Raw genomic sequence first — 13,166 nt, 5'->3', positions numbered from 1 at the left:
CTACTGCGGGCTTTTTTGTTCCAGTTTCGCCTCCATTCAAATCACCAACAGATCCATAAAACCCTGAACGGGCGTGGCCTCCAACTGCGCTTGGTCTTGGCACAGCGCGAAGATTTCCGCCGCACGCCGAGCGCTAAAGCGCGTCGCCAAAGCGGCCTTGAACTTGTCCTCCAACAACGGAATACCTTCTTTGCGGCGTCGACGATGGCCGATCGGGTATTCCACCGCCACTTGCGGCGCCGAGCTACCGTCGATGAAGAACACCTGCACGGAGTTGGCGATCGAGCGCTTGTCGGCTTCCAGATACTCGCGGGTGTAGCGGGCGTCCTCGATGATCGTCATCTTCTCGCGCAGGTCATCGATGATCGGATTCGCGGCATGGAAAGCATCCTCGTAATGCCCAGCCACCAGCTTGCCAAAAGCCAACGGCACGGCGGTCATGTACTGCAAACAGTGGTCGCGGTCGGCAGGATTGGTCAGCGGACCGACCTTGGAAATGATGCGGATTGCCGACTCCTGGGTGGTGATGACAATTCGGTCGATCTCCCGCAGGCGCTCCTTCACTAACGGATGCAGGAGTACCGCCGCTTCGCAGGCGGTTTGCGCGTGGAACTCGGCTGGGAAACTGATCTTGAACAGGATGTGCTCCATCACATAAGTGCCGAAGCCCTGCGAGAAACTGAACCGGCGCTTGTCCGTTGGTTTAACAGCCAGATCTTTGTTGGTATGGCTGAACAACACGTCATAAAAGCCCCACTGCGGCGCACTCAGCACACTGGGAATACCCATTTCGCCGCGCATGGCGATATCGGCCAAACGTACCCCGCGACTGCTCGCATCGCCCGCGGCCCACGACTTGCGCGAGCCGGCGTTCGGCGCGTGGCGGTAGGTACGCAGCGCCTGGCCGTCGACGCAGGCGTGGGACAGCGCGGAGAGCAATTGCACACGATTGGCGCCCATCAGCTTGGCGGTTACAGCGGTGGACGCCAGCTTGACCAGAATCACATGGTCCAGGCCGACGCGATTGAAGGAATTCTCCAGCGCGAACACGCCCTGGATTTCGTGGGCCATGATCATGGCTTCCAGCACGGTGCGCATAGTCAGCGGCGGCTCGCCGTTGGCGATGCGCTTCTGCGACAGGTGATCAGCCACGGCGAGGATGCCGCCGAGGTTGTCGGATGGATGGCCCCACTCAGCGGCCAGCCAGGTGTCGTTGAAGTCCAGCCAACGCACCATGGCGCCGATGTCCCAGGCTGCCTTGACCGGGTCGAGACGGAAGCTGGTGCCGGGAACGCGCGCACCGTGCGGCACCACGGTACCTTCAACGATCGGGCCGAGGTGCTTGGTGCACTCGGGAAAATTCAGGGCCAGCAGCCCGCAGCCAAGTGTATCCATCAGGCAGTAGCGGGCAGTGCTAAGAGCCTCGGCCGATTCGATGCGGTAGTTCAGGACATAGTCGGCGATGTCCTGAAGGACTTTGTCGTAGTCGGGGCGAATATTCAGATCGACGTTGGCGCTCATGTGTTCAATACCCTGGCTAACGAATTCGGCCGGCGATGACCAGCCCCGCGAACCGCCCGTGGCACCCAAGGAAAGTGCCCGGCTGTTCGGTAGGTGGACCTTGGCTCTGCCCCAGCGTTCCGGAAATAAAAAAGCCCGCTTGCGCGGGCTTTCTGGAACACGAAGCGGAATGCCTAGAACGCATCGCCCGGTACGCGCACCCAGCCTTCCATCAGCACCCGCGCACTGCGGCTCATAATGGCCTTGGTCACGGTCCATTCGCCGTTGACCTGGGTGGCTTCGGCGCCCACGCGCAGGGTGCCCGACGGGTGGCCGAAGCGCACGGCGCTGCGTTCACCGCCGCCGGCGGCGAGGTTCACCAGCGTACCGGGGACCGCGGCGGCAGTACCGATGGCCACCGCGGCGGTGCCCATCATGGCGTGGTGCAGCTTGCCCATCGACAGGGCGCGAACCAGCAGATCCACGTCGCCGGCGCTTACGGTCTTGCCGCTGGAAGAAAGGTAATCGACCGGCTTGGCGACGAAGGCGATCTTCGGCGTGTGCTGCCGGGTAGCTGCCTCTTCGGCCGTCTTGATCAAGCCCATGCGCAGGGCCCCGGCGACCCGGATCGCCTCGAAGCGCGCCAATGCCTCGGGGTTTGTGTTGATGTCTTCACGCAGCTCGGTGCCCTTGTAGCCGATGGCCTCGGCCTCGACGAACACGGTCGGAATCCCGGCGCTGATCATGGTCGCCTTGAGGGTGCCGATGCCGGGTACTTCCAGGTCGTCGACCAGGTTGCCGGTGGGGAACATCGAGCCGCCGTCCTCGCCATCGTCGGACGGATCGAGGAACTCCAGCACGATTTCCGCGGCCGGGAAGGTCACGCCGTCGAGTTCGAAGTCACCGGTTTCCTGAGTCTGGCCATTGGTGACCGGCACGTGGGCGATGATGGTTTTCTGGATGTTGGCTTGCCAGATGCGCACCACGCAGGTGCCATTCTGCGGGATGCGTGCCGGATCGATCAGCCCGGCGTGCAGGGCGAAGGCGCCAGCGGCGGTCGACAGGTTGCCGCAGTTGCCGCTCCAGTCAACGAAGGCCTTGTCGATGGAGATCTGGCCGTAGAGATAGTCCACATCGTGATCAGGCTGGCTGCTTTTCGACAGGATCACGCATTTGCTGGTGCTCGAGGTAGCGCCGCCCATACCGTCGATGTGCGCCGAATAGGGATCGGGGCTGCCGATCACGCGCATGAACAGCTTGTCACGCGCCTCGCCCGGCACCTGGCAGCGCTCGGGCAAATCTTGCAGGCGGAAGAACACGCCTTTGCTGGTGCCGCCACGGATATAGGTGGCGGGAACTTTGATCTGGGGTACGTGGGCCATGGCAATGTTGTCCTGATAGATTCCGCGGCACATGGAGCACCACGAATGGGTCGGATTCATTGGGTTTGCGCCGCCCTGCTCCGTTTAACAATCGACCCGGGGCCTTGCGGCACCGGGTCGATTGTCAGAGCAAGCAACGCTAAACCGTTCAGCGTTTCTTAAGCGGTAGCGGTCGATTCCAAGAAGTCCTGGGCGAAGCGCTGCAGCACACCGCCGGCCTCGTAGACCGAGACTTCTTCCGCGGTGTCGAGACGGCAGGTCATCGGCACTTCGACACGCTCGCCGTTGCGACGGTTGATCACCAGTGTCAGGTCGGTACGCGGGGTGAGATCGCCGACTACGTCGTAGGTCTCGGTGCCGTCCAGACCCAGAGTCTTGCGGGTGGTACCTGGTTTGAACTCCAGCGGCATCACGCCCATGCCGATCAGGTTGGTGCGGTGAATACGCTCGAAGCCTTCGGCCGCGATCGCTTCCACACCCGCCAGACGCACGCCCTTGGCCGCCCAGTCGCGGGACGAACCCTGACCGTAGTCAGCGCCGGCGACGATGATCAGCGGCTGCTTGCGCTCCATGTAGGTCTCGATCGCTTCCCACATGCGGGTGACCTTGCCTTCCGGCTCGATACGCGTCAGCGAGCCCTTCTTGACCTCGCCATTGACCACGGCCATTTCGTTCACCAGCTGCGGGTTCGCGAAGGTTGCACGCTGAGCAGTCAGGTGGTCGCCACGGTGGGTTGCGTAGGAGTTGAAGTCCTCTTCCGGCAAGCCCATCTTGTGCAGGTACTCGCCAGCAGCCGAATCCATCATAATTGCGTTGGACGGCGACAGGTGGTCGGTGGTGATGTTGTCCGGCAGCACGGCCAGAGGACGCATGCCCTTGAGGGTACGCTCACCCGCCAGCGCGCCTTCCCAGTACGGCGGACGACGGATGTAGGTGCTCATCTCGCGCCAGTCATACAGCGGCTCGACTTTCGGACCGGTGTCTTCCTGGATGGCGAACATCGGGATGTAAACCTTGCGGAACTGCTCCGGCTTGACCGCAGCCTTGACCACGGCGTCGATTTCTTCGTCGCTCGGCCAGATGTCCTTCAGACGAATTTCCTTGCCGTCGACCACGGCCAACACATCCTTCTCGATATCGAAGCGGATGGTACCGGCGATGGCATAGGCAACCACCAGCGGCGGCGAGGCCAGGAAGGCCTGCTTGGCGTACGGGTGGATACGGCCGTCGAAGTTACGGTTGCCCGACAGCACGGCAGTGGCGTACAGGTCGCGGTCGATGATTTCCTGTTGGATCACCGGATCCAGCGCACCGGACATGCCGTTGCAGGTGGTGCACGCGAACGCCACGATGCCGAAGCCCAGCTGCTCCAGATCGGCGGTCAGACCGGCCTCGTCCAGGTACAGGGCAACGGTCTTGGAACCCGGAGCCAGCGAGGACTTCACCCACGGTTTGCGGGTCAGACCGAGCTTGTTGGCGTTGCGCGCCAGCAGGCCGGCAGCGATCACGTTGCGCGGGTTGCTGGTGTTGGTGCAGCTGGTGATGGCGGCGATGATCACCGCGCCATCGGGCATCTGCCCGTCAGCTTCCTGAGCACGCGCCTTGTCCAGATCCACGGCGATGCCGCGCTCGGCCAGTGCCGATACCGGCAGACGGCGGTGCGGGTTGGACGGGCCAGCCAGGGTACGCACGACGGTGGACAGGTCGAAGCTCAGGACGCGCTTGTACTCGGCGGTCTTCAGGCTGTCCGCCCACAGACCGGCTTCCTTCGCGTAGGTCTCGACCAGCTTCACTTGCTCGTCTTCACGGCCGGTGAGCTTGAGGTAATCGATGGTCTGCTGGTCGATGAAGAACATCGCCGCGGTGGCGCCGTATTCCGGAGCCATGTTGGAGATGGTCGCGCGGTCGCCGAGGGTCAGGGCCGAAGCACCCTCGCCACGGAATTCCAGGTAGGCGCCGACGACTTTCGACTGACGCAGGAACTCGGTCAGCGACAGCACCACGTCGGTGGCGGTGATGCCTTCGGCCGGCTTGCCGGTCAGCTCGACGCCGACGATTTCCGGCAGGCGCATCCAGGAGGCGCGGCCGAGCATGACGTTCTCGGCTTCCAGGCCACCCACGCCGACGGCGATTACGCCCAGCGCATCTACGTGCGGGGTGTGACTGTCGGTGCCGACGCAGGTGTCCGGGTAGGCCAGGCCATTGTCCGAGTGGATTACCGGCGACATCTTCTCCAGATTGATCTGGTGCATGATGCCGTTGCCCGGCTGGATCACTTCGATGTTCTTGAACGCTTTCTTCGTCCAGTTGATGAAGTGGAAGCGGTCTTCGTTACGGCGGTCCTCGATGGCGCGGTTCTTCTCGAACGCTTGCGGGTCGAAACCGCCGCACTCGACGGCCAGCGAGTGGTCGACGATCAGCTGGACCGGCACCACCGGGTTGACCTGGGCCGGGTCACCGCCCTGGTCGGCGATCGCGTCGCGCAGACCAGCGAGGTCGACCAGCGCGGTCTGACCGAGGATGTCGTGGCACACGACACGGGCCGGGAACCACGGAAAGTCACGTTCTTGCTTGCCTTCGACGATCTGGGTCAGGCACTCGGTGAGGATCGCCGGATCGCATTTACGCACCAAGTTCTCGGCGTGCACGCGCGAGGTATAGGGCAGCTTCGCCCAGGAACCAGGCTGGATGGCTTCGGCCGCCGCGCGGGCGTCGAAGTAGTCCAGCTTGGTACCGGGTAGATTCTTGCGGTATTGGCTGTTCATTTTAGGTACGGTCCTTCAGCGGCACGAACTTCAGATCTTCCGGGCCGACGTAGTTGGCGCTCGGGCGAATGATCTTGCCGTCGATGCGCTGTTCGATGACGTGGGACGACCAGCCGGAGGTGCGGGCGATCACGAACAGCGGGGTGAACATGGCAGTGGGCACGCCCATCATGTGGTAGCTGACAGCGCTGAACCAATCGAGGTTGGGGAACATCTTCTTGATTTCCCACATCACGCTTTCCAGGCGCTCGGCGATGTCGAACATCTTGGTGTTGCTTTGCTCAGCGGAGAGCTCGCGAGCCACGTCCTTGATCACCTTGTTGCGCGGGTCGGCAACGGTGTAGACCGGGTGACCGAAGCCGATCACGACTTCTTTCTTCTCGACGCGAGCACGAATGTCAGCTTCTGCTTCATTCGGGTTGTCATAGCGCTTCTGGATCTCGAAGGCCACTTCGTTGGCGCCGCCGTGCTTCGGACCGCGCAGCGCGCCGATGGCACCGGCGACGCAAGAGAACATGTCGGAACCGGTACCGGCGATCACGCGGGAGGTGAAGGTGGACGCGTTGAACTCATGCTCGGCGTACAGGTTCAGCGAGGTGTGCATGGCGCGCACCCAGGACTCACGCGGCTTCTCGCCGTGCAGCAGGTGCAGGAAATGGCCGCCGATGGAATCGTCATCGGTTTCTACGTCGATGCGCTTGCCGTTGTGGCTGAAGTGGTACCAGTACAGCAACGCGGAACCCAGCGAAGCCATCAGCTTGTCGGCGATGTCGCGGGCGCCCGGATGGTTGTGGTCTTCCTTCTCCGGCGACACACAGCCCAGCACGGATACGGCAGTACGCATCACGTCCATCGGATGGGCGGACGGCGGCAGTTGCTCGAGAGAGGTCTTGAGGGCCGCCGGGATGCCGCGCAGGGCCTTGAGCTTGGCTTTGTAGCCAGCCAGCTCGGCAACGTTCGGCAGCTTGCCGTGGACCAGCAGGTGGGCGATTTCTTCGAATTCGCAGCGGTTGGCGAAGTCGAGAACGTCATAGCCACGGTAGTGCAGGTCGTTACCCGTGCGGCCGACAGTGCACAGTGCGGTGTTGCCGGCGGCGGTGCCACTCAGGGCTACCGACTTCTTCGGCTTGAAGCCTGGAGTGGTCGTTTCTGGGGTAGCGCTCATCGCGTGTATCTCCTCATTCAATCCGGTTGGGTACAGCTTCTTGTTGTTGCAGACCGCCTTGAGCAAGCAAGGCGGCCTGCTCCGGTTATTTCTTCGCAGCGAACAGCGCGTCGAGGCTCTGCTCGAACGCGTGGTAGTTGATGCGCTCGTACAGTTCCATGCGGGTTTGCATGGTGTCGATCACGTTCGCCTGGGTGCCGTCGCGGCGCAGCGCGGTGTAAACGTTCTCGGCGGCCTTGTTCATGGCGCGGAAAGCGGACAGCGGGTAGAGGACCAGGGATACATCCACTTCGGCCAGCTGCTGGGTGGTGTACAGCGGGGTAGCACCGAACTCGGTGATGTTAGCCAGGATCGGCGCCTTCACACGGTCAGCGAAGGTCTTGTACATGGCCAGTTCGGTGATCGCTTCCGGGAAGATCATGTCGGCGCCGGCTTCGATGCAGGCGGCAGCGCGATCCAGCGCGGAGTTCAGGCCTTCGACGGCCAGCGCGTCGGTACGCGCCATGATCACAAAGCTGTCATCGGTACGTGCGTCAACGGCGGCCTTGATGCGGTCGACCATTTCCTGCTGGGTAACGATTTCTTTGTTCGGACGGTGGCCGCAACGCTTGGCGCCAACCTGGTCTTCGATGTGGATGGCAGCAGCGCCGAACTTGATCATCGACTTGACGGTACGCGCCACGTTGAAGGCCGAGGAGCCGAAGCCGGTGTCAACGTCGACCAGCAGCGGCAGGTCGCAGACGTCGGTGATGCGACGCACGTCGGTCAGCACGTCGTCCAGGCCGGTGATGCCCAGGTCCGGTAGGCCCAACGAGCCAGCAGCAACACCGCCACCGGACAGGTAGATAGCCTGGAAGCCGGCACGCTTGGCCAGCAGGGCGTGGTTGGCGTTAATCGCGCCAACAACTTGCAGCGGATGTTCAGCGGCTACGGCGTCGCGAAAACGCTGACCTGGACTGCTCTTGACGGAAGAAAGCGAACTCATGACTCACCTCGTGGAGTGGTTGTCTGTGCATTAGCGCCAAGGTAATGGCGTTCGATATTGCGCTTCGATGCACCGATGTGACGGCGCATCAGCAACTCGGCCAATTCGCCGTCTCGGTCGGCGATGGCATCGAGAATTCGGTGGTGCTCGTTGAAGGCCTGGCGTGGCCGATTCGGCGTGGCGGAGAACTGCAGGCGGTACATGCGCACCAGCTGGTACAACTCGCCGCAGAGCATTTGGGTCAAGGTGCGATTGCCGCTGCCCTGGATGATCCGGTAGTGGAAATCGAAGTCGCCTTCCTGCTGGTAATAACCAACGCCAGCCTGAAACGCAGCATCCTGCTCATGTAGATCGAGCAGACGGCGCAGTTCATCGATTTCTTCGCGACTCATACGCTCGGCGGCCAGCCGGCAGGCCATGCCTTCGAGGGATTCGCGAATTTCGTAGAGCTCGATCAACTCGGCATGGTCGAGCGATACCACGCGCGCGCCAACATGCGGCACGCGCACCAGCAAGCGCTGCCCTTCCAAGCGATGGATGGCCTCGCGCAGTGGGCCACGGCTGATACCGTAGGTACGCGCCAGTTCTGGCTCGGAAATTTTGCTGCCGGGAGCGATTTCGCCTTTGACGATGGCCGCCTGAATACGCCGGAACACGTGCTCGGCAAGCGTTTCGCTATCACCCTGGATAGCCAGGGGTTCGTCGATGACGTCCAGCATATTGTCGACACACCGTTAAATATTCGGGCGAAAATTACCCCGAGGCAGCGTTACTGTCAAACAGTTCAGTCGGATTGTCGACAATCAACTAATAAGCAAATATCCCAGCCGACGCCGCCTCACTTACACAAACACCTATAAGCGCCTGTCGCGGCTGAAACAGCACATGTTAGAATGCCGGCGCCCCGCCTGGCTGGGCAGTCGACCGCCCCAGCCGCCTTCCTAGCGATTGCTCTACGCATTAGGACTTATGAGATTCAAGCCCTTTACCCTGTTGTGTTGCCTTCTACTTTCGTCAGGCCTGAGTCTCGCGGCTGACAAAACTGTCTATGGCCTCAACGAATACGCGCAGCTCGCGGACCTCGACATTCAGGTCGCGGCAAAACTGGACACCGGCGCCAAGACGGCTTCGCTCAGTGCTCGCGACATCAAACGTTTCAAACGTGACGGGGAAACCTGGGTGCGCTTCTATTTGGCTATCGATGATGCGCACAGCCACCCGATTGAGCGTCCGCTAGCCCGCATCAGCAAAATCAAACGCCGCGCCGGCGATTACAACGCCGAAGAAGAAAAGGCCTATACCGCGCGTCCGGTGATCGAGATGGATGTATGCATGGGATCAAGCTTGCGCAATATCGAAGTGAACCTCACCGACCGTAGTGCCTTCCAATACCCGCTTCTTATCGGCTCCGAGGCGCTCAAACGCTTCGACGCCCTGATCGACCCGAGCCTTAAATATGCAGCCGGCAAGCCGGGCTGTGCCACCGACGCAAATTCTGCAGAGTAATTCACATGCGCTCTCTCAACCTTCATCTGAAAGTCCTGATCGCCGTACTGGTGACCCTGGGCATTCTGATCACGGGCTATCAGATCTTCATCGTAGGCATCCCGGTTACCGAGGATGAAACCGACGACTTGTGGAATATCGACGCCAAGGTCGAATTCCAGGCCAATCCGAAGAGTCCGGTGAAGGTGCAAATGTTCGTACCGCCGCTGAGCCGCGACTACGTCAGCCTGAATGAGAGCTTCGTCTCCAATAACTACGGCGTGAGCATCAATCGCATTGATGGCAACCGTAAGGTCACCTGGTCGGCACGTCGCGCCAGTGGCAATCAGACCCTGTATTACCGATTGGTGCTGACCAAGCGCTACAGCGGTGAGAAAGTCAAAATCAACGGGCCGATCTTCCGTGACAGCATTGCCGTGGAAGGTCCGGAGAAAATCGCTGCCGAGGCATTGCTGGCACCGATCCGTCAACACTCAGCGGATGTCGAAACGTTCATCAGCGAGACCATCAAGCGGGTCAACAACCTCAACGATGACAACGTCAAACTGCTCCTGGCCGGCGACCCGTCAACCGTCAACAAGGCCAAGACCATCGAGTTGCTGCTGTCCATCGCCCATGTGCCGATGGAGCGCGTGCATACCCTGCGCCTGATTGCCGATCAACCGCAAACCCCGGAACTCTGGCTGCGTAGCTTCAACGGCGAGAACTGGCTGTATTTCAATCCGGAAACCGGCGAACAGGGTATGTCGAATGACCGCCTGATCTGGTGGATCGGCGATGAGCCGCTGATCAGCGTGGATGGCGGTAAGAAGGCCCAAGTCAGCTTCAACCTCAACAACAGCGAGATCAATGCGATCCGCCTGGCCAAGCTGACCGACGAGAACACCGACGCCGACTTCCTCGGCTACTCGCTGTATGGCCTGCCACTGTCGACCCAGCAGACCTTCCAGATCATGATCATGATCCCGATCGGCGTGCTGGTGATCCTGATCCTGCGCAACCTGATCGGCCTGCAAACGCTCGGTACATTCACCCCGGTACTGATCGCCCTCGCCTTCCGCGAAACCGGCCTGGAATGGGGGATCGGGCTCTTCACCCTGATTACCACCTTGGGTCTGTCACTACGCTCGTATCTGGAACACCTGAAGCTGCAGATGCTGCCGCGCCTGTCGGTGGTGTTGACGTTCGTGGTGGTGACCATCGCGGCCATCAGCCTGCTCAGCCACAAACTTGGTTTCGACAGCGGCCTGTCCGTCGCGCTGTTCCCGATGGTGATCCTGACCATGAGCATCGAGCGTCTGTCGATCACCTGGGAAGAACGTGGCGCCGCCCATGCCATGAAGGCGGCCATCGGCACCTTGTTCGCCGCGTCACTGGCGCACATCGTGATGGGCATTCCGGAGCTGGTGTACTTCGTGTTCACCTTCCCGGCGGTGTTGATGATTCTGGTTGGTTTCATGCTGGCGATGGGTCGCTATCGCGGCTACCGCCTGACCGAGCTGTTCCGCTTCAAAGCCTTCCTCAAGGACTAAGCCATGTTCGGCCTGATCAAGCGATGGAAAGCCCTGGAAGCCAAAGGCATCATGGGCATCAATCGGCGTAATGCGGACTACGTGCTGAAGTACAACCAACGGCACCTGTACCCGATCGTCGATGACAAAATCATCACCAAGATGCGTGCCATCGAAGCCGGCATCAATGTTCCCGAAATGTACGGGATCATCGAAACCGAGAAGGATATCGACAAGCTCAACGAGATCATCGGTGGGCGCAGCGACTTCGTCGTCAAGCCCGCGCAGGGTGCTGGCGGCGATGGCATCCTGGTGATCGCCGACCGTTTCGAGGAGCGCTACAAGACCGTCTCCGGCAAGATCATCAGCCATGACGAGATTGAGCATCAGATCTCCAACATCCTCACCGGCCTCTACTCGCTCGGTGGTCACCGCGACCGCGCGCTGATCGAGTACCGGGTAACCCCGGACCAGATCTTCAAGAGCATCAGCTACGAAGGCGTGCCGGATATTCGCATCATCGTGCTCAAGGGCTACCCGGTGATGGCCATGCTGCGCCTGCCGACGCGCCAGTCCGGCGGCAAGGCCAACCTGCACCAGGGCGCCATTGGTGTGGGTGTCGACATGGCAACCGGGGTGACGCTCAAGGGCACCTGGCTGAATGCCAAGATCACCAAGCACCCGGATACCGCCAATGCGGTGGATGGCGTGCAGCTGCCCAACTGGGACGGCTTCATGAAGCTTGCCGCCGGCTGCTACGAGCTGTGTGGGCTGGGTTATATCGGCGTGGACATGGTCCTCGATCAGGATAAGGGCCCGCTGATTCTCGAGCTGAATGCGCGCCCCGGCCTGAACATCCAGATCGCCAACGACTGTGGACTGACCAAGCGCGCCCATGCGGTCGAGGCGCGGCTGGCCGAAATGGAAGCGAAGGGCATCGTGGAAACACCGGAAGAACGCGTGCGCTTCGCCCAAGGCCTGTTTGGCCATGTGCAGCAAGTGCACGTCTGACTCGATCCGCTATAAAAAAGCCCGGCACACCGCCGGGCTTTTTTATTGGTGGGCTGACTGGTTTGCCTCTGCGCCCGAGGCTGGTCGCTATTCGATGGGTATCGACGCTGCGTGCCTCGACCCCTCCTACGAAACGTCGAAACTCTGCAATCGCGACTACTTGACGACTGCCAGTTCGAAGCCGCCTTCGTCGCTGTGCGCGTGGTTCTGCATGCCGGCTTCATCGACGGCGAGCTTCTGCAGCGGGCGCTTGAAGGGTTTGTTGTCCAGGGTATTCAGGTTGCGATCTTCATCGGTGGTCAGCAGCAACACATAGCGCTCGCCCTCGGCGGCCTTGACCGGCACGGTGCCCTCGATGAAGGCGTAGCGGTACCAGGTTTCCCCGTGCAGCTGGTAGACCGCGTCACTGACCAGGCGCGTCGGCCGCTTGGCTTCGTCGAGAAACAGCAGCGACGGATAAACCACCTGCTTATTGGCAAAACTGCGCACCCGCAGTCCATAGGTGCGCTGCGAGCGCGGGAGCTTGAGCGCCGCGTAATAGCTGCGCCCCATGGGAAAGTCGAAGCTCGGCGAGAAGCGATTCAGCTCTTCATAACGCGACTCATCGGCCGACAACTCGGTAAACGCGTCCTCGGCCAATTGCCCGCAGCATTGATCCAGCAAGCTTTGATAGAGACCACCGTCATCCGCGCCTTTACTGCCCGCCAGCAGCGCCTGCATGGCACTGGTCGGTTGGCCGTCGAGGCCCGGCAGGAGCGCTTTCTTGCCAGAAAACTCGACCTGCCGACCTTCGGTGAAGGCAATCGGTTGACCAGCAGCGGCGTCCGCCTGACGCCCGGCTGGCGCGACCGTCGAGTTGCGCATCCGGCCTTGCTCATCGACCCAGGTGTAATACGGACTACCCTGCTCCGGTCGCGTATAACCGCGGCCCTCCAGCACATCAGCATCGATATATTCCCCGGCGCGCTCGCCATTGGGCAGTAGCTGATCGGCGCGCCCAGGCAACTGCTGATCGCCGGCGTAGAAACTGTTCTGCAAATTGCCGCCGCCATCCACCCAGGTGTAGTAGCGGCGCTTGCTCTCGTTGCTGCTCTTGCTGCCGGGCCAACGCGCCGCACTGTCGTCATTGAGGCGCGCCTGATCGCTCAGGTTGATCCTCCGCGCAGCCTGGCGCTGCTGCTCGCCGTAGGCGTTGTCGACGAAGGTGTTATGCACCCTGCCCTGGTCGTCCACCCAGGTCAGATAGCGGCCTTGGCTGGCGATTGCCGTGGCGCTCGCTGCGAGGGTGCAGAGCACTGCCAGGGCTGGAAATAGACGCGTCACGATAGTCATGGCGGCGAC

General features: G+C 61.3%; 10 protein-coding genes. 3 read left to right on the top strand and 7 right to left on the bottom strand.

Annotation, left to right across the window (positions count from 1 at the left end):
• Positions 1-36 precede the first annotated feature (36 nt).
• From prpD to NVV93_RS08410, 6 genes are all read right to left on the bottom strand, one after another.
• Entirely contained in the window at positions 37-1,521 is a 1,485-nt protein-coding gene (gene prpD / locus NVV93_RS08435) for a 2-methylcitrate dehydratase (protein ID WP_258253982.1), read from the bottom strand.
• Positions 1,522-1,694: 173 nt separating this feature from the next.
• Positions 1,695-2,882, bottom strand: coding sequence for a 2-methylaconitate cis-trans isomerase PrpF (gene prpF / locus NVV93_RS08430; RefSeq protein ID WP_258253981.1), 1,188 nt, complete (start codon positions 2,880-2,882; stop codon positions 1,695-1,697).
• 158 nt (positions 2,883-3,040) lie between these two features.
• Positions 3,041-5,647, bottom strand: coding sequence for a Fe/S-dependent 2-methylisocitrate dehydratase AcnD (gene acnD / locus NVV93_RS08425; protein ID WP_258253980.1), 2,607 nt, complete (start codon positions 5,645-5,647; stop codon positions 3,041-3,043).
• A 1-nt stretch (position 5,648) separates the two neighbouring features.
• Positions 5,649-6,812: a 2-methylcitrate synthase gene (gene prpC, locus NVV93_RS08420; RefSeq protein WP_258253979.1), complete on the bottom strand. Its 1,164-nt coding sequence runs from the start codon at positions 6,810-6,812 to the stop codon at positions 5,649-5,651.
• Positions 6,813-6,897: 85 nt separating this feature from the next.
• The gene (gene prpB, locus NVV93_RS08415) at positions 6,898-7,797 is read right to left on the bottom strand and encodes a methylisocitrate lyase (protein ID WP_258253977.1); all 900 of its coding nucleotides are present in this window, start codon (positions 7,795-7,797) and stop codon (positions 6,898-6,900) included.
• Positions 7,794-8,516, bottom strand: coding sequence for a GntR family transcriptional regulator (locus NVV93_RS08410; protein ID WP_258253976.1), 723 nt, complete (start codon positions 8,514-8,516; stop codon positions 7,794-7,796). Before NVV93_RS08410 ends, prpB begins: the two co-directional genes overlap by 4 nt.
• Before the next feature lie 250 nt (positions 8,517-8,766).
• Between NVV93_RS08410 and NVV93_RS08405 the strand changes: the two genes are divergently transcribed.
• The 3 genes from NVV93_RS08405 to NVV93_RS08395 are packed head-to-tail and all read left to right on the top strand — an operon-like array spanning position 8,767 to position 11,825.
• Positions 8,767-9,303 (top strand): ATP-dependent zinc protease, encoded by a 537-nt coding sequence (locus NVV93_RS08405; protein WP_258253975.1) that lies wholly within the window; start codon positions 8,767-8,769, stop codon positions 9,301-9,303.
• Positions 9,304-9,308: 5 nt separating this feature from the next.
• Positions 9,309-10,835 (top strand): inactive transglutaminase family protein, encoded by a 1,527-nt coding sequence (locus NVV93_RS08400; RefSeq protein WP_258253974.1) that lies wholly within the window; start codon positions 9,309-9,311, stop codon positions 10,833-10,835.
• Positions 10,836-10,838: 3 nt separating this feature from the next.
• The gene (locus tag NVV93_RS08395; RefSeq protein WP_258253973.1) at positions 10,839-11,825 is read left to right on the top strand and encodes an alpha-L-glutamate ligase-like protein; all 987 of its coding nucleotides are present in this window, start codon (positions 10,839-10,841) and stop codon (positions 11,823-11,825) included.
• Positions 11,826-11,981: 156 nt separating this feature from the next.
• On the opposite strand, the gene NVV93_RS08390 is transcribed toward NVV93_RS08395, so the two are convergent.
• Complete coding sequence (locus NVV93_RS08390) at positions 11,982-13,157, bottom strand: MalM family protein (RefSeq protein ID WP_258253972.1); 1,176 nt, start codon at positions 13,155-13,157, stop codon at positions 11,982-11,984.
• Between the last annotated feature and the right edge of the window lie 9 nt (positions 13,158-13,166).

Source organism: Pseudomonas sp. LS44, assembly GCF_024730785.1.
GTDB lineage: Bacteria > Pseudomonadota > Gammaproteobacteria > Pseudomonadales > Pseudomonadaceae > Aquipseudomonas.
The sequence above is the reverse complement of the archived record's forward strand: the minus strand, read 5'-3'. Positions and strand labels throughout refer to the sequence as shown.

Bases quoted from the DNA above. Each gene is read 5' to 3' on its own strand.
- prpD (WP_258253982.1), bottom strand. From the start codon at position 1,521: ATGAGCGCCAACGTCGATCTGAATATTCGCCCCGACTACGACAAAGTC.
- prpF (WP_258253981.1), bottom strand. From the start codon at position 2,882: ATGGCCCACGTACCCCAGATCAAAGTTCCCGCCACCTATATCCGTGGC.
- acnD (WP_258253980.1), bottom strand. From the start codon at position 5,647: ATGAACAGCCAATACCGCAAGAATCTACCCGGTACCAAGCTGGACTAC.
- prpC (WP_258253979.1), bottom strand. From the start codon at position 6,812: ATGAGCGCTACCCCAGAAACGACCACTCCAGGCTTCAAGCCGAAGAAG.
- prpB (WP_258253977.1), bottom strand. From the start codon at position 7,797: ATGAGTTCGCTTTCTTCCGTCAAGAGCAGTCCAGGTCAGCGTTTTCGC.
- NVV93_RS08410 (WP_258253976.1), bottom strand. From the start codon at position 8,516: ATGCTGGACGTCATCGACGAACCCCTGGCTATCCAGGGTGATAGCGAA.
- NVV93_RS08405 (WP_258253975.1), top strand. From the start codon at position 8,767: ATGAGATTCAAGCCCTTTACCCTGTTGTGTTGCCTTCTACTTTCGTCA.
- NVV93_RS08400 (WP_258253974.1), top strand. From the start codon at position 9,309: ATGCGCTCTCTCAACCTTCATCTGAAAGTCCTGATCGCCGTACTGGTG.
- NVV93_RS08395 (WP_258253973.1), top strand. From the start codon at position 10,839: ATGTTCGGCCTGATCAAGCGATGGAAAGCCCTGGAAGCCAAAGGCATC.
- NVV93_RS08390 (WP_258253972.1), bottom strand. From the start codon at position 13,157: ATGACTATCGTGACGCGTCTATTTCCAGCCCTGGCAGTGCTCTGCACC.